The organism is Rhodoferax ferrireducens T118, assembly GCF_000013605.1.
Classification (GTDB): Bacteria; Pseudomonadota; Gammaproteobacteria; order Burkholderiales; family Burkholderiaceae_C; genus Rhodoferax; species Rhodoferax ferrireducens.
In genome coordinates this window covers 398,950-415,396 of record NC_007908.1, presented here as the reverse complement: position 1 = coordinate 415,396, position 16,447 = coordinate 398,950, and the positions used below count along the sequence as shown (strand labels likewise).

The window sequence follows — 16,447 nt, the reverse complement described above, 5'->3', positions numbered from 1 at the left end:
TCCATGCGGCTCAGACTACGCGCCATGAAGAATATTTGTTTGACAAGACTCAAGCGAGCGCGCTCCAGCACCGCCTATTTCAGTTGACAACCATTTCTGCGACGCCGCTGATGTGCGCCCCGCAGGCCAGGCGGTTTGCGGCGCCGATGAATGCTATGGTTCACAGATGCGCGCACAGCCCCTGAACATCTGAATTGACCCATGCGACCGTTGACTCCTGCCATGCAGCAAACCTTAGAGAGCGTTTTTGGCTATCCGCAGTTTCGCCCCGGCCAGGAGGCGGTGATCAGCGCGGTACTGGCGGGCCGATCCGCAGCGGCGATTTTCCCCACCGGCTCGGGCAAATCGCTGTGTTACCAGTTGCCCGCGCTGCTGCTGCCGCACCTGACGCTGGTGGTGTCGCCCTTGCTGGCGCTGATGCAAGACCAGTTGGCTTATCTGACGCGCCACGGCATCGCCGCCGCCAGCATCGATTCGGCGCAAAGTCGCGAGCAGACGCAAAGTGTGATGGCGCAAGCCCGCACCGGCCAACTCAAGATTTTGATGATCTCGGTGGAGCGGCTCAAAAACGAGCGTTTTCGCAATTTCATCGCGCAAGTGCCCATCTCCTTGCTGGTGGTCGATGAAGCGCACTGCATCTCGGAGTGGGGTCATAACTTTCGCCCGGACTACCTCAAGCTGCCGCACTACCAGCGCCAGTTCGGCATCCCGCAGACCCTGTTGCTGACCGCGACCGCCACGCCGCCGGTGGTGGCTGACATGCAAACCAGGTTTGCCATTGCGGCCCATGATGTGGTGACCACCGGCTTTTACCGGCCCAACCTCCATTTGCTGGTGGAGGCCGTCAGCGGCCGGGACAAACTGCAGCGGCTGCTTGAGTGGCTGTCCATGCGCGCCAATCAGCCAACCATTGTCTATGTGACCCTGCAAAAAACCGCCGAGCAGGTAGCGCGGCACCTGAGCCAGCACGGCCTGGGCGCCCACGCTTACCACGCGGGCATGCCGCACGAGCAGCGCGAATCGATCCAGAAACAATTCATGGCCGGCCGCCTCAACTGCATCGTCGCCGCCATCGCCTTTGGCATGGGCATTGACAAAAGCGACATCCGAAACGTGGTGCATTTTGACCTGCCCAAGTCGATCGAGGGCTACAGCCAGGAGATTGGTCGCGCGGGCCGCGATGGCCTGCCCTCCGACTGCCTGGCGCTGGCCAATCGCGACAGCCTGCAGGTGCTGGAGAACTTTGTCTATGGCGACACGCCCGAAGCCGGGGGCATCCGCTGCGTACTCGATGAGATTCTGGCCGTGGCGCCGGCCAAGCCCTGGGAGCTGAGCCTCAATGCCCTGTCAGAGCAAAGCAACATTCGCCTGTTGCCGCTGAAAACCCTGCTGGTGCAGCTGGAGCTGCGCGGCATCATTGCCTCGCGTTACGCCTATTTTGCCGAGTACCGGTTCAAATACCTGATGGAGCCCGAGGCCCTGCTGGCGCACTTCAAGGGGGAACGCCAGCAATTTGTGCAGGCCATCCTGCGCTGCGCCAGACCGGCCCGCACCTGGTGCACGCTGGACTTCGAGGCGCTGTACCAGACCTGCCAGGCCGAACACAGCCGGGTGGTCACGGCACTGGACTACCTGGCGGCCCAGGGCTGGATCGAGCTTGAGGCCAAACAAATGACCGAGGTCTATGCGGTGCTGGCGCCGGGTTTTGATGCGCAAACGTTAAGCCTGGAACTGCTGGCCTATTTTCAGGCCAAGGAACGCAGCGAAATTGCACGCATCCACGCCATGCTGGCTTTTTTTGCCGGCGAGCAGTGCCTGAGCCAGCATCTCGCCGCTTATTTTGGCGACAGCGCAGCGCCGCTGCAATGCGGGCATTGCTCGGTCTGCCACGGCCAGGTGGCGCACTTGCCAGCACCCGCGCCACGGGCAGCGCTGGCCGGGCAGAACTTTCCGGCCTTGTGTGGCGACTTGATGGCTCGCCACCGGGCACTTGGCCCCAGCCCGATGAGCGCCGACAGTCTGACGCGCTTCTTGTGCGGCGTGGCCGCGCCGCTCTTGACCCAACTCAAGGCGCGCAGCCTGGCGGGTTTCGCTGCGCTGGAAAACCACCCGTATGCCGAGGTGCGGCAATGGGTGGGGCAGCAATTGGCCAACCTTGAGCCAGGCCGGCCCCCAACTGATTAAGATGTGGCATGGCCTAAAGTCATGCGACGCATACTTGGCCCTCCCCCCAACTGATGAAAATGATCGCTACCCCCCAGTCCATGCAGTTCGATACTGTCTTGCCCTTGCAAAGTGGCGCCTCTCTGCGCGGCTACGCGCTGAGTTTTGAAACCTATGGCGAGCTCAACGCCGACAAGTCCAACGCCGTGCTGATCTGCCACGCCCTGAACGCCTCGCATCATGTGGCAGGCAGCTACGCGGGCCAGGACAAATCCGAGGGCTGGTGGGACAACATGATCGGCCCCGGCAAGCCGCTTGACACGGACAAATTCTTTGTCATCGGCGTCAACAACCTGGGCTCCTGCTTTGGCTCCACCGGCCCGATGCACATCAACCCCGACACCGGGCGTGTCTATGGCGCGGATTTTCCGGTCGTCACGGTCGAAGACTGGGTCAATGCGCAGGCCCGCTTGCTCGATGCCCTGGGCATCCAGACGCTCGCCGCCGTGATGGGTGGCAGCCTGGGCGGCATGCAGGCACTGAGCTGGGCGCTGCAGTACCCCGAGCGCGTCCGGCACGCGGTGGTGATTGCCAGCGCACCCAACCTGACGGCCGAGAACATCGCCTTCAACGAAGTGGCGCGCCGGGCCATCGTGACCGACCCCGACTTCCATGGCGGGCACTTTTACGCCCATGGCACCGTGCCCAAGCGCGGTCTGCGCATTGCCCGCATGATTGGCCACATCACCTACCTGAGTGATGACGTCATGAACGAGAAGTTTGGCCGCCAGCTGATCGCGGCGGGCAAAGGCGGTGCGCAGGACGATTACCTGTTCAGCACGCTGGAGGCTGAATTCCAGATCGAGAGCTACCTGCGTTACCAGGGCGACAAGTTTGCCGAGTACTTTGACGCCAACACCTACCTGCTGATCACGCGTGCGCTGGACTATTTTGACCCGGCCCGTACCTATGGCGGCGACCTGAGCCACGCGCTGGCGCGCGCCAGCTGCAAATTCCTGCTGGTGAGCTTTACCACCGACTGGCGCTTTGCGCCCAAGCGCAGCCGCGAGATCGTCAAGGCGCTGCTGCACAACCGGCGCGACGTGAGTTATGCCGAGATCGACGCGCCGCATGGTCATGATGCCTTTTTGCTCGATGACCCCCGTTATATGGGCGTTTTGCGCTCTTATTTTGATAGTATTAAGGAGCCGGCATGAGCGACCCCCACACCATGGATGCGCTGGCGCGGCTGGTGCCGGAGGGCGCCCGCGTGCTCGATCTGGGCTGCGGTGACGGCGCCATGCTGGCGCACCTGCAGCAGACCCGCGGCTGTAGCGGCTACGGCATCGAGATCAACGATGCCAATGTGCTGGCCTGCGTCAAGCGCGGGGTCAATGTGATCCAGCTCAATCTGGATGAGGGTCTGTCGATGTTTGAAGACGCTTCGTTTGACGTGGTGCTGCAAATCGACACCTTGCAACACCTGCGCAATGCCGAGGTGATGTTGCGCGAGACGGTGCGTGTCGGGCGCGTCGGCATTGTGGCTTTCCCCAATTTTGCGCACTGGCCGAACCGCCTGAGCATTTTGAGCGGGCGTATGCCGGTGACACGCCGCTTGCCTTACCAGTGGTTTGACACGCCCAATATTCGCGTCGGCACCCATGCCGATCTGGGCATTCTGGCCGGGCGCAATGGCTTGACCGTGCTCGACAGCTTTGGGCTGCAGAACGCCAAAGTCGTGCGCCGACTGCCCAATCTGCTGGCCGGAACCTCGGTCTACAAGCTGTCGAGATAAGGGTGTGCTTTTGGGCTCCTTTGATGTCGCGCCTTTGCTCCCGGCTATTTCACTTAACCCGCCAACCATGACTGCTTTATATGCCACACCGCACTGCCACCCTGTTTGACCCGGTCCATGCCGGCGACCTGACACTTGCCAACCGCATCGTGATGGCACCGCTGACGCGCAACCGCGCGCCCGATGCCATTCCCACGCCGCTGATGGCCCAGTACTACACCCAGCGCGCCAGCGCCGGCCTGATCATTTCTGAAGCCACCGCCATCAGCCATCAGGGCCAGGGCTATGCCGACGTGCCCGGCTTGTATGGCTCGGAGCAGTTGGAGGGCTGGAAACATGTCACCCACGGCGTGCACGGCGCCGGCGGCAAGATCGTGGTGCAGCTCTGGCATGTGGGCCGGGTCTCGCACACCAGCCTGCAGCCCGAGGGCGGCCAGCCGGTGGCGCCGTCGGCCATCGCCGCCAAGACCAAAACCGTGTTGTTGCAGGACGGCGTGCCGGTCTTTGTCGACACGTCGGAGCCGCGTGCGCTGCAGGCCTATGAATTGCCTGACATCGTGCACACCTACCAGGCGGCCGCCCGCAACGCGGTGCAGACCGCCGGCTTTGACGGGGTCGAGATTCACGCCGCCAACGGCTATTTGCTGGACCAGTTTCTAAAAGCGGGCTCCAACCTGCGCCGTGACGACTACGGTGGCAGCATCGAAAACCGCGCCCGCCTGCTGCTCGAAGTGATGCAGGCCGTGACCACCGCCGTGGGCGCCGGTCGCGTCGGCATTCGCCTGTCGCCCGTGACCCCGGCCAACGATGCCTTTGACCCCGATCCGCAACCTCTGTTTGACTACGTGGTGCGCGAACTGGCCACGTTCAAACTGGCTTATGTGCACATCATTGAAGGCGCCACCGCAGGCGCCCGCGAGCTGCCCGAGCGCCCGTTCGACTACACCGGTTTGCGCCGGGCCTACCGGGCCGCCGGTGGCAAAGGCGCCTGGATGGTCAACAACGGCCTGGACAAAGAGCTGGCGCAAGCCGCCATTGCCGACGGTGCTGACCTGGTGGCCTTTGGCCGCCTCTTCATTGCCAACCCGGACCTGGTGGCGCGTCTGCGCCGCGGCGGCCCGTTCAACAAATGGGATAGCAGCACCTTCTACGGCGGCGGCGCCAAGGGCTATACCGATTACCCAACGCTCAAAGGCGCTTGAAACCACTGCCAGGCTACCGGATGCGATGTGGCCATGAAGCTGCGCCGCTGGCTGCCCCAGGCGTGCTGGGCACCTTCAGATGGCGGTGCGCCGTGGCATGATCACAGGCATTGTTGACAAACCACGCAAGGAATTTGGTATGAATGTACGCATCCCGGCCCCGGCTTTGAACACCACCCAGGCGCTGAACCAGATCAGTCGTGCCTGGGACGACGACCTCGTGGCCCAGCTCAGCGACTACATCGCCATCCCTGCCAAGTCGCCCATGTTTGATGCCGACTGGGTACAGCACGGCTTTATCGACACCGTGGTGCGCAATGCCGCGAGCTGGGTCGAGGCGCAGAAGGTGGCCGGCTTGACACTGGAAATCATCCGCCTGCCCGGGCGCACGCCGGTGCTGTTTTTTGAAGTGGCGGCGTCCACCGGCAGCGCCAATCACGCGGTGTCGAACCAGACGGTGTTGATGTACGGCCACCTGGACAAGCAGCCCGAGGTCACCGGCTGGCGCAGTGACCTCGGACCCTGGACGCCGAAATATGAAGACGGCAAACTCTATGGCCGTGGCGGTGCCGACGATGGGTACGCCATCTATGCCGCCATCACCGCCATCCAGGCACTCAAGAGCCAGCACGTGGCGCACCCGCGCATCGTGGGCCTGATCGAAACCTGCGAAGAAAGCGGCTCCTATGATTTGCCGCCCTACATCGACGCGCTGCGCGCGCGGCTGGGCGACGTGGCGCTGGTGATCTGTCTGGACTCGGGCGCGGGCAATTACGACCAGCTCTGGCTGACCAACAGCCTGCGCGGCATGGCCAGCGGCACGCTCAAGGTTGAGGTGTTGACCGAGGGTGTGCATTCGGGCGATGCCAGCGGCCTGGTGCCCTCGAGCTTTCGGATTCTGCGTCACCTGCTGGACCGGCTCGAAGACAGCGCGACCGGCCGCCTGCTGCCCGCGCCGTTTCACTGCGAGGTGCCCTTTGAGCGCTTGCGCCAAGCCCAAGCCACCGCCGCCATTTTGGGCGAGGAGCTCTACAAGCGCTTCCCCTGGGCGCACGCGGATTGCGGCGGCGCCAGCCAGACCATGCTGCCCACCACCACCGACCCGCTGCAAGCGCTGCTGAGTCGCACCTGGACCCCCACGCTCAGCGTCACGGGCGCAGAAGGTCTGCCCGAGCTGAAAAGCGCGGGCAACGTGCTGCGCCCCTTCACCGCCTTCAAGCTCAGCCTGCGCCTGCCGCCGCTGGTGGAGGCAGGCCAAGCCGTGCAACAGCTCAAGGCGCTGCTGGAAGACAACGCCCCTTACCAAGCGCGGGTGAGTTTTGTACCCGACTCCCACGCCAGCGGCTGGAACGCCCCCAGCACCGCCCCGTGGTTTGAACAGGCCTTGAACGCGGCCTCGCAAGACTACTTTGGCGCCCCCTGCGGCTACATCGGCCAGGGCGGCACCATTCCGCTCATGAGCATGCTGTCCAGCGGCTTTCCGAAGGCGCAGATGATGGTCTGCGGCGTACTCGGCCCCAAGAGCAACGCGCACGGGCCCAATGAGTTCCTGCATGTGCCCTATGCCAAGAAGTTGACCGCCGCCGTGGCGCAGGTGATCGCCCAGGTGCCGTGATGACCGACAGCACACTTTCCACTTTTGTCGCTCTGGATGGCGACAACCTGGCGGTGCAGGACTGGCCCCTGGCATCGCAGCAGGTCTTGCGCGGCGTGGTCTTGCTGGTGCATGGCCTGGGCGAACATGCCGGCCGCTATGACCGCCTGGCCGGTCGACTCAACGACTGGGGCTTTGCGGTGCGCGGCTACGACCAATATGGCCATGGCGAGTCGGGCGGGCCGCGCGGGGGCCTGCCCACCGACACCCGTTTGCTCGACGATCTGAGCGACATCGTGGACAGCACACGCGCCCGCATGGACCCGCACACGCCGCTGATCCTGCTCGGACACAGCATGGGCGGCCTGGTGGCCGCACGCTTCGTGGCCCTGGGCCTGCGTCCGGTGCAGGCGCTGGTTTTGTCTTCGCCAGCACTCGACCCCGGCCTCAATGCGATTCAGAAACTGCTGCTGGCCGTGCTGCCCAAAATCGCGCCCGATTTGCGCATCGGCAACGGACTCGATGCCTCGCTCATTTCGCACGATTCCACCGTGGTCGCGGCTTACCAGGCCGACAAGCTGGTGCACGACCGGGTATCGGCTCGCCTGGCGCGCTTCATTGCCGATGGCGGACCGGCCACGCTGGCGCAGGCGGCCAGTTGGTCCGTGCCCACGCTGTTGCTGTATGCCGGGGCCGACCGATTGGTCAACCCGGCCGGCAGTCGGGCCTTTGCCGCGGCGGCACCCAAGACGGTGCTCAGCGCCCATTGCTTCGAGGCGCTGTACCACGAAATCTTCAACGAGCTCGACGCCGCGCCGGTTTTTGCCGAACTCAAGAAATGGCTGGATGCCCGGTTTTAAGGGCGGCGATGGCGTCCTTTTGCATCCTGCGGATCGGCACGGCTTCTTGATATTCGACAGATGCCCGCCCCCGGCCCTGAGTACACTGGACCACTTACCAACGGAGCACCCTCATGAAAATTCTTCTTGCCGTCGACGGCAGTGCCTACACCAAGAAAATGCTGGCTTACCTGACCACGCATGATGAGCTATTTAGCCCGGGCAACGAGTACTTCGTGCTCACGGTTCAGCCGGGAATACCGGCGCGTGCACGCGCCGCCGTGGGCAAGCAAGTCATGGACAAGTACTATATGGACGAAGCCGAACGGGTGCTCGCACCCGTGGCCAAGTTTTTGCTGCGCCATGGCATCGATGCCAAGAGCGACTGGAAGATCGGCCACGCCGGTGAAACCATTGCCCAGTTCGCCGACAAAGGCAAGTTCGACATGATCATCATGGGTTCACATGGCCACGGCACATTGGTCAACCTGGTGATGGGCTCGGTGGCGACCGAGGTGCTGGCACATTGCACGGTACCGGTGCTGCTGGTGCGCTGAAGCGCTCACCGGGGGGTTCGAACCACTATTATTTTAGTAGCGAGACTGGCTTATTGGACGGGGGCTAGCGGGCATTTAGACCCTCAAAGCAGGTGCTGAGCACCAGGGTCACGATTTGCTCATCCTGGTAGCGGCCACCGATCCTCAGAAACTCCAGCGCCGGATCGCAGGCGCGGGCAAAGAAGGTGTACAAAACGGCAACCGCAGGCAGCGCCGGGTTGAGTGCCCCGGCGGCTTGCGCGGCCTCGATCCATGCGCGCAGGCGGTCACTCACTTCCATCCAACCCTCCATGCAGTCTTGGTTGCCAATCAGCGCGGTACGCAACGTGGAGTTCCGGCTGGGCAAGGACGGCATATCGCCCGCCAATTTGACTTCCAGCGTCCATCGCAGCACGGCACGCAGCTTGTCCAGCGGCGGCGCTTGCTCCGGCAGCGCACGGATGAAATCCCGCGCCCGGCGCATCACCCGCGCCGTCGCCGCCGCCGCCAGCTCTTCCTTGCTGGCAAAGTGTTTGTAAAGGCTGGCTTTGGCAATACCCGCCTGGAGCGCCACCTCATCGACCGTCATGGCTTCAAAGCCTTTTTCAGCCAGCAGCCGATTCGCGGTTTGAATAATGGCCTCTTCGCGGGCCTGGAGCATTTGCTGCTTGAACGAGGTTCTGACGGCGTTGTCGGGGTTCATGCTCAGAACTCATCCAGGCGCGTCACCGCAGGGCCACGGCAGCGGCCTCGGTCAAGGCTGCCGTCAGCGCATCGAGCACCACCGAGTCCAGATTCCAGCAATGCCAGTACAGGTCGACCGGCAGCACATGCCCAGGCGCCAAATTGACCAGACGACCACTGCGCAGATGCTCGCGCACCTGCAACTCCGGCAGCACGCTGACCCCCCAGCCCGCCAACACCGCGCTGACCTGGCCTTCCGAGCTGGGCACATACAACTGGCTCAGCGCCACATGTTTAAGATGAAAAACGTGCGCGATGAACTCGCCCTGCAAATCATCCTTGCGGTTGAACGCTATGAACGGCACATGGCGAAAATTGTGCGGTGACAAGCCATCCGGGCAATGAGCCGCCGCATAGGCGGTTTCTGCGACCGCCACGTAGCGCATCGCTCCCAGTGGCACCATCTTGCAGCTGCGCAAGGCTTGTTTGAGCGTCGTCACGCAACCCAGCACCCGGCCCTCGCGCAGCCACTCGATGGTGAAGTCCTGGTCATCGGTGATGATTTCGAGCCCGAGGCCGCGCCGGGCCAGCTCACTCAAGGCGGCCAAGGCCCAGGTGGCGATGCTGTCGGCGTTGATCGCGATGGAAATTCGCTCCACATCCCCACCACTGCCCGCAGCACCCGGCGCCAGGTCTTTCAGATCACGCTGCAGGTCAGCCCGCAGCAGCCGCGTCTGCAAGGCGTGCTTGAGCAGCAGGCGACCTGCCGATGTGGGTTTCAACGGACGACTGCGCACAATCAGGACCGTGCCCACCTGGACCTCAAGCGAGCGCAAGCGCTGCGACACGGCTGATTGGGTGATCGACAGGCGCACGGCAGCGCGCTCAAAGCCCCCCTCTTCCACGATGGCGGCGAGGCATTCCAAGGCATCCGGGTCAAAAGTACTCATATCAGTTAGTCTAATGCCGTATCACAAACATTTCACGACTGCGGCGATGGCGATTTCTGAAACCCTTACTTCAGACTTGACAATCCACAAGCCGCCCCGATCTGCGTAGGATTAAGCTTCTATCCAAACGGAGGTAGCCATGTCCCTTGTGCGTCCCCCTGCTGTTGCCGGCACTTTTTACCCTGGACAGGCGTCGGTCTTGTTGAACGATGTCACTACCCTGCTGACTCAGGCCCGGCCCGGCGCAAACTTGCGCGAACCCGCCCCGAAGGCGCTAATCGTGCCCCATGCCGGCTACATCTACTCGGGTGCAACCGCCGCGCGGGCCTATGCAGAGCTCGCTGGCGGGCGCGCCAGTATCCAGCGCGTTGTTTTGCTGGGCCCGGTACACCGGGTGCCCGTCAGGGGCCTGGCGTTGCCGGGCGTTGACGCCTTTGCCACGCCCCTGGGCCGCATCGAAGTCGACCAGGACGCCGTGGCCGCCATCGCGCACTTGCCGCAAGTGGTGGTCAGCCGCGCCGCCCACGCCCAGGAGCATTCGCTGGAGGTGCAATTGCCGTTCCTGCAAGCTGTACTGGATGATTTCAAACTGGTGCCGCTGGCGGTGGGCGATGCGACGCCGGCACAAGTGGCCGAGGTGATTGAGGCGCTCTGGGGGGGAGACGAGACGCTGATCGTCATCAGCTCCGACTTGTCGCACTTCTTGCCCTATGGCACGGCGCAAGCGGTCGACAGCGAAACGGTGCAAAACATGATGCAGCTCAACAGCAGCATCACGCACCACCAGGCCTGCGGCGGCACGCCGGTCAACGGCCTGCTGCAGGCGGCCCGCCAGCACCACCTGCAACCCGAGCTGCTTGGGCTGTGCAACTCGGGGGACACGGCGGGCGACAAAAGCCGAGTGGTGGGCTACGCGGCGCTGGCGTTCAGGCAGGAGTTGAGCGATGTCCAAATCTCACACTAAGCCGCACACGGCGGCGCATCCTGATTCGCATGGCGCAGCGGCCAAGGGCCACACCTTGCTGCCGATTGCCCGCGCCACCATTTCAACGGCTTTGGGGCGCCCCCTTGAAGCACCGGAACAAGCGCTCTGGCTGCAAGAGTCGGGCGCCTGTTTTGTCACCTTGACCCAGCGCGGCCAACTGCGCGGCTGCATTGGCACGCTGGAGGCGCGCCGCGCCCTGCTGGCTGACGTGAAGGCCAATGCGCTGGCAGCCGCCTTCGCCGACCCGCGTTTTTCGCCGCTGGTCGCAGCAGAACTTGAACACACCGAGATTGAAGTCTCTTTGCTGTCGGCCATGCAGGCGATGCAGTTTGAAAACGAAGCCCACGCGCTGGCCCAGTTGCAGCCCGGCATTGACGGTGTGGTGTTTGAATTTGCCCACTACCGCAGCACGTTTTTGCCACAGGTGTGGGAGCAACTGCCCAGCGTGCCCGAGTTCATGGCCCATCTGAAACACAAGGCCGGCCTGCCGCCCGGCTTCTGGGCCCCTGGTGTGCGCTTGCAGCGCTACAGCGTGAGCAAATGGAAGGAAACCGACCTTCGGCCCGCCACCGCCAAGGCCCCGAACCAGGAGAACTTGTAATGCAGGAATCCAGCTACCCCGGCCGTTACTGGCACTGGCTCGATGACGGCCGCATGCAATGCGACCTGTGTCCGCGCGACTGCCGCTTGCACGAGGGCCAGCGCGGCGCCTGCTTTGTGCGCATGCGCCAGGGTGGGCAGATGATTCTGACCACCTACGGGCGCTCATCGGGCTTTTGCATCGACCCGATCGAGAAGAAGCCGCTGAACCACTTTTACCCCGGCAGCAGCGTGCTGTCGTTTGGCACGGCCGGGTGCAACCTGGCCTGCAAGTTCTGTCAGAACTGGGACATCAGCAAGTCGCGCGACATGGACCGCCTGATGGACCAGGCCTCGCCCGAGGCCATCGCCATGGAGGCCGTCAAATACGGCTGCAAGAGTGTCGCCTTCACCTACAACGACCCGGTGATCTTTGCCGAATATGCGATGGATGTGGCCGATTCCTGCCACGCACGCGGCGTGCAGGCGGTGGCCGTGACGGCCGGCTACATGCACGATCAGCCACGGCGTGATTTTTATGCCAAGATGGACGCCGCCAATGTCGACCTGAAAGCCTTCACCGACGACTTCTATTTCAAGCTGACCGGCTCGCACCTGCAGCCGGTGCTCGACACGCTGGTCTATCTCAAGCGCGAAACCCGGGTGTGGTTCGAAATCACCACCCTCTTGATCCCCGGTCACAACGATTCGAACGAGGAAATCACGGCCATGAGCCGCTGGGTCATGCAGGAACTCGGGCCCGATGTGCCGCTGCACTTCTCGGCCTTTCATCCAGACCACAAAATGCCGGACGTGCCCGCCACCCCTGCGGCCACACTGGTACGCGCCCGCAACATCGCGCTCAAGGCGGGCTTGCACTATGTGTACACCGGCAATGTGCATCACGCCGAAGGCGACACCACCTTTTGCCCGAGCTGCCACGCGCCGCTGATCGTTCGCGACTGGTATCAGATCAACCAATACCGGCTCGACACCAACGGTCACTGCCCGGACTGCGGCGCTGCCGTCGCCGGGCGCTTTGACGCGCAAGCGGGCGACTTCGGCCGCCAGCGCATCCCGATTGCCATAGGCGCCTGAACGGCGCAGAGGTGCTTCAATGAAACCAACACACGCACAACTGGTCCATATTCCGGTGGATGATGTCCACATCGAAGGCATGCTGGAATTGCCCCCCGGGCCCCTGGGCATTGTGCTGTTTGCCCACGGCAGCGGCAGCAGCCGTCACAGCCCGCGCAACAACTACGTGGCGCGCGTGCTGCACGAAAAAGGCATTGGCACGCTGCTGATGGACTTGCTCACCGTCGCTGAAGACCTGGACTACCAGACCCGTTTCGACATTGCCTTGCTGACGCACCGTCTGCTGGTTGCAACGCGCTGGGTCAGACTGGAAGCGGCCACGCGACAGCTGCCGATTGGCTATTTTGGCGCCAGCACCGGGGCGGCGGCGGCGCTGCAGGCCGCCGCCGCTTTGGGCGACAACATCCAGGCGGTCGTGTCGCGTGGAGGGCGTCCGGACCTGGCGGGAAATCAGAGCCTGGAGCAGGTCAAATCCCCCACCTTGCTGCTGGTGGGTGGCCGCGATGAAGACGTGATTGAACTCAACCGCGAGGCCTACGCCCGCCTGCCCTGCACCAAGGAATTGAGCATCGTCCCTGGCGCAACCCATCTGTTCGAGGAAGCGGGCACGCTGGAAGAAGTGGCGCGCCAGGCCGCCGTGTGGTTCAACCAGTACCTGAAGAACTGACGACGGTGGCCCCCGAAGCCGGTCAGGCCGGTTCAGGCCTCTTTCAACAGCTCAATCACCTCGTCATCGTCCACCTGCGGGAAGTGCTGGTAGAACTGCCCCACCGCCTGGAAAAATGGCGGCGCTTCAAGACACACCACCTCGTCCGCCAGATCAGCCACTTTGGCCAGTGTGTCCGGCGGCGACACGGGGATGGCGCAAATCAGTTGGGCAGGCTTCATGGCCCGCAAACCGTGTAGCGCAGAGATCATGGTGGCACCCGTGGCCAAGCCATCGTCAATCACGATGACGATGCGCCCGGCCGGATCAATGGGAGGGCGAATCGGCGTGTACTGGGCGCGGCGCTGCCGAATGGTCTCCATCTGGGTCCGCTTCTCGCCCTCAAGGTAGTCCGAACTGCCGCCATAGAGCTGGGCGAAATCAGCCAGATAAGTCCAGCCGCTTTCATTGACTGAGCCAAGTGCCAGTTCCGGCTGGTGCGGCGCACGCAGCTTGCGCACCAGCACCACGTCCAGTTCACCGCCCAGCTTGTCGGCGACGATTTTCGCCATCGGCACCGCGCCGCGCGGGATTGCCAGGATCAGGGGATTCTTGCCCCGGTAGGACTTGAGTTTCTCGGCCAGCCGACCAGCCGCTTCATCGCGATCACGAAACATGGTTCAGGCGCGCGCAGGCTATTTCACCTGGATCCGCGCCAGGTAATCAAGCAGCGAGCCAATACGGGTGCGTGCGTGCAGGTCCGCGGGTTGCGAGTCCTCGGCGCGGTAGACATAACCCCAGACCGGCATCTCACGCGCGCCGTGGGACCCAATCGCGGCCGACGTTCTGCCGTCGATCACTTCCCACGCGTACTGGGTCGGGAACACCCCAGCATTGCGTTTGGCCATGATGGTCAGATCTGTCGGCGCCTTGGTCAGGTAGGTGCGCATCGCACCATCGCCTTTGGCAGAGGCGCCATGACAGCTGGCGCAACTGGCCATGTACTCGTTTTTTCCAAAGTCAACACTACCCTGCGCAAAACTAGTGCTGCTCACCACGGTCAGCGCCACCAAGGACCCGGCCAAAAACACCGTCGACTGTTTCATGATTTATCTCCTGAAAATTGGAAAATGTCTGAACTGTCAAGCTGGAGTTTCCTTGTCTGCCAAGATCAGGGCTTGATTATTCGCAACGCGGCGCGGCAAGCCGCCGCTATCCTGAAATTGAAGTTTTGTATTGCTGCGCTTGCCATGCGGTGTCATGAAGATGGTTGGCGCGTCATGAACTGGCCCAAGGCATGTTGCTCTACTCGCTGGACTCGGATGACACGTTTGCCCAAGGCTTGGCGGCCAGTCTGGGCGTCAAGCTTGCACCCCATGAGTACCGCCGCTTTGAAGACGGCGAGCACAAGCTCAGGCCGCTGCTGGACCCACGCGGCAGCGATACCTTCGTCGTTCACAGTCTGCATGGTGATGCGCAGAACAGCCCACACGACAAGCTGTGCCAGCTATTGATGTTCATCGCGACCTTGCGCGAGCATGGAGCGGCGCGGGTGGCGGCGGTCGTGCCCTACCTGGCCTACGCCCGCAAAGACCGGCAAACCAAACCATTCGATCCGGTCAGCTTGCGTTACGTCGCCCAGTTGTTTGAGGCCGTCGGTACGACGCAGTTGATGGTGCTGGAGGCCCACAACGTGGCGGCATTCCAGAACGCCTTTCGTTGTCCAACCATGCACCTGGAAGCACACCAGGCGTTCAACGCCATGGCTCTTGAGTTGGCGGGGGACGCCAGACTGGCGGTGGCCTCGCCCGACCCCGGCGGCGTCAAACGGGCCCAACTCTGGCGCGAATCACTGGAAACGACACTCCTGCGCCCGGTTGGCTTTGCCATGGTTGACAAGCGTCGCAGCGCCGGCGTTGTCAGCAGCGAGAACCTGGTGGCCGGTGAGGTCGATGGCATGAGGGTCTTGCTGCTGGATGACCTCATCGCCAGCGGAGAGACCATGCGGCGCGCGGCGCTTGCCTTGAGACAGTCGGGTGCGCGCGAGGTGCTGGCCTGTGTTGCTCACGGACTCTTCACCGGCTCGGCGGCGCAAGTGTTGACCGACGACAGCATTGCAAGAATAATCATCACCGACAGCGTTCCGCCATTTCGCCTGCCTCTGGCGTGCGCGGCGCGGCGCAAGCTGTCCATCGCCTCTGCGGTACCCCTGTTTGCCCAGGCCATCAAGGCGTCTGCAGGTGCATGGTCTGGTTGAAGGCGTCCAGCGCCACCAGGGCATGCGCAATATACCGCTCGGACTGCGCTGGCCACCTTTCAGGCGAGCGCGGTCGCGGATCGAGCAGATGCGCCATCGCCAGGCGTGCACGCAACATGGCACGGTACGCGGTATAAAAATGCATCAGGCTTGGCCCAGGATGATCGCCCAGCGCGTCGGCGATGCCCGCGACCAGCTGCGAACCAATCCAGGGAGCACCCGCCAAGTCGCACTCCAGGCCCAGGTAGGCCACTTCATCAAAGGGGTCAACCTGGCGCAATTGCGGGTTGAACTCCAGGCAGTCAATCACCACCGGGGGATCGAGCAGGCAGACATGATCAGGTCGTAGATCACCGTGCCCGTCCAGCACATGACGGCGCGAGGCGCGAGCCCGCAACAAGTCGGTGCACTGTGCCAGCGCCGCATCCAGGCGTTCAATGGCCAGCCGCACATCCTGGAGCACAAACTGGGGGCGCAGCAGCACCTCCCGGTTCAAGGCCTGCTCATGGCGCAAGCGCGACACATAGTCGTTCGCACTCACGGGAGCTGCCGGCGCCGCCCGGTAGAACGCGCCAAGCAAGGCAAGCAGCGCGTCAATGTCGCTTCTTGCGACACTGTGGCGCGCAATCAGTTCGGACAGCATGCGCTGCCGTGGCAGGCGCCGCATCACAACCAGCCAGTCAACGGTTTCTCCGGGAGCCGGCCATTGCGCTTCGGGCACCAGGGCGAAGGCGCCATCCTGCCATTGCAAGGCCACCACGCCGAGATAGACCCCCGGCGCCAGACGCGCGTTCAGCCGAACTTCTTCACGACAATAAAACTCGCGCGCCTGCAGGGTGCTGAAATCGAGAAACGGGAAACAAACAGGTTTTTTAAGTTTGAAGACCCGTTGCTCCAGCACGAAAACCCATGACATGTGGGTTTCGATGAGCTCGACCTGCTGACCCAAGGATCCGTAGCTTGCAGGCGATCGCAAGAACTTCAGCTTGGCCTCAATGTCGGGCATGTTAAGCCTTGAGAAAGTTAGGGCGCATGTTTCGGCAGCCAACGCGGCGAAGTCTGCTTGATTGCTCAAGTGGGTACTTGATTTTTCTCAACGTGGTGCGGCAGGCCCTGGTT

Annotated in this window: 17 protein-coding genes; 12 read left to right on the top strand and 5 right to left on the bottom strand. The window is 63.0% G+C overall.

Annotated features, from left to right (window positions below; all coding sequences use genetic code 11):
* The first annotated feature begins 222 nt into the window (after window positions 1-222).
* From RFER_RS02030 to RFER_RS02000, 7 genes are all read left to right on the top strand, one after another.
* Window positions 223-2,184, top strand: a complete 1,962-nt coding sequence (locus RFER_RS02030) for a RecQ family ATP-dependent DNA helicase (protein ID WP_011462734.1) — start codon at window positions 223-225, stop codon at window positions 2,182-2,184.
* A 53-nt stretch (window positions 2,185-2,237) separates the two neighbouring features.
* Entirely contained in the window at window positions 2,238-3,380 is a 1,143-nt protein-coding gene (metX, locus tag RFER_RS02025; protein WP_011462733.1) for a homoserine O-succinyltransferase MetX, read from the top strand.
* On the top strand, window positions 3,377-3,958 hold the full coding sequence (gene metW / locus RFER_RS02020; RefSeq protein WP_011462732.1) for a methionine biosynthesis protein MetW: 582 nt from the start codon (window positions 3,377-3,379) through the stop codon (window positions 3,956-3,958). Before metX ends, metW begins: the two co-directional genes overlap by 4 nt.
* Window positions 3,959-4,038: 80 nt before the next feature.
* Complete coding sequence (locus RFER_RS02015) at window positions 4,039-5,160, top strand: alkene reductase (RefSeq protein ID WP_011462731.1); 1,122 nt, start codon at window positions 4,039-4,041, stop codon at window positions 5,158-5,160.
* A 139-nt stretch (window positions 5,161-5,299) separates the two neighbouring features.
* Window positions 5,300-6,775 (top strand): M20 family metallopeptidase, encoded by a 1,476-nt coding sequence (locus RFER_RS02010; protein WP_041791266.1) that lies wholly within the window; start codon window positions 5,300-5,302, stop codon window positions 6,773-6,775.
* Window positions 6,775-7,614 (top strand): alpha/beta hydrolase, encoded by an 840-nt coding sequence (locus RFER_RS02005; RefSeq protein WP_011462729.1) that lies wholly within the window; start codon window positions 6,775-6,777, stop codon window positions 7,612-7,614. The genes RFER_RS02010 and RFER_RS02005 overlap by 1 nt, the downstream gene beginning before the upstream one ends.
* 113 nt (window positions 7,615-7,727) lie before the next feature.
* Complete coding sequence (locus RFER_RS02000) at window positions 7,728-8,150, top strand: universal stress protein (protein ID WP_011462728.1); 423 nt, start codon at window positions 7,728-7,730, stop codon at window positions 8,148-8,150.
* Between the two features lie 64 nt (window positions 8,151-8,214).
* Here the strand turns inward: RFER_RS02000 and RFER_RS01995 are convergent, their stop codons facing one another.
* Both RFER_RS01995 and RFER_RS01990 read right to left on the bottom strand, forming a co-directional pair.
* Window positions 8,215-8,832: a TetR/AcrR family transcriptional regulator gene (locus tag RFER_RS01995; RefSeq protein WP_011462727.1), complete on the bottom strand. Its 618-nt coding sequence runs from the start codon at window positions 8,830-8,832 to the stop codon at window positions 8,215-8,217.
* Between the two features lie 22 nt (window positions 8,833-8,854).
* On the bottom strand, window positions 8,855-9,763 hold the full coding sequence (locus RFER_RS01990) for a LysR family transcriptional regulator ArgP (protein WP_011462726.1): 909 nt from the start codon (window positions 9,761-9,763) through the stop codon (window positions 8,855-8,857).
* A gap of 139 nt (window positions 9,764-9,902) precedes the next feature.
* On the opposite strand from RFER_RS01990, the gene amrB reads away from it, so the two are divergent.
* The 4 genes from amrB to RFER_RS01970 are packed head-to-tail and all read left to right on the top strand — an operon-like array spanning window position 9,903 to window position 13,092.
* Window positions 9,903-10,727, top strand: a complete 825-nt coding sequence (gene amrB, locus RFER_RS01985; RefSeq protein ID WP_011462725.1) for an AmmeMemoRadiSam system protein B — start codon at window positions 9,903-9,905, stop codon at window positions 10,725-10,727.
* Window positions 10,708-11,349 (top strand): AmmeMemoRadiSam system protein A, encoded by a 642-nt coding sequence (amrA, locus tag RFER_RS01980; RefSeq protein WP_011462724.1) that lies wholly within the window; start codon window positions 10,708-10,710, stop codon window positions 11,347-11,349. Before amrB ends, amrA begins: the two co-directional genes overlap by 20 nt.
* Window positions 11,349-12,425 carry an AmmeMemoRadiSam system radical SAM enzyme gene (gene amrS, locus RFER_RS01975; RefSeq protein WP_011462723.1) on the top strand — a complete coding sequence of 359 codons (1,077 nt, stop codon included), beginning with the start codon at window positions 11,349-11,351 and terminating at the stop codon, window positions 12,423-12,425. Before amrA ends, amrS begins: the two co-directional genes overlap by 1 nt.
* A gap of 19 nt (window positions 12,426-12,444) precedes the next feature.
* The gene (locus RFER_RS01970) at window positions 12,445-13,092 is read left to right on the top strand and encodes a dienelactone hydrolase family protein (protein WP_011462722.1); all 648 of its coding nucleotides are present in this window, start codon (window positions 12,445-12,447) and stop codon (window positions 13,090-13,092) included.
* Window positions 13,093-13,124: 32 nt separating this feature from the next.
* Here the strand turns inward: RFER_RS01970 and RFER_RS01965 are convergent, their stop codons facing one another.
* On the bottom strand, window positions 13,125-13,748 hold the full coding sequence (locus tag RFER_RS01965) for a phosphoribosyltransferase (RefSeq protein WP_011462721.1): 624 nt from the start codon (window positions 13,746-13,748) through the stop codon (window positions 13,125-13,127).
* A gap of 18 nt (window positions 13,749-13,766) precedes the next feature.
* Window positions 13,767-14,177: a c-type cytochrome gene (locus tag RFER_RS01960; RefSeq protein ID WP_011462720.1), complete on the bottom strand. Its 411-nt coding sequence runs from the start codon at window positions 14,175-14,177 to the stop codon at window positions 13,767-13,769.
* A gap of 164 nt (window positions 14,178-14,341) precedes the next feature.
* Here RFER_RS01960 and RFER_RS01955 point away from each other — a divergent pair, with 164 nt between their 5' ends.
* A complete protein-coding gene (locus RFER_RS01955; protein ID WP_011462719.1) occupies window positions 14,342-15,328 on the top strand; it encodes a ribose-phosphate diphosphokinase in 987 nt (328 codons plus the stop codon).
* Here RFER_RS01955 and RFER_RS01950 read toward each other — a convergent pair.
* A complete protein-coding gene (locus RFER_RS01950) occupies window positions 15,297-16,334 on the bottom strand; it encodes a hypothetical protein (protein WP_011462718.1) in 1,038 nt (345 codons plus the stop codon). The genes RFER_RS01955 and RFER_RS01950 overlap by 32 nt on opposite strands.
* Between the last annotated feature and the right edge of the window lie 113 nt (window positions 16,335-16,447).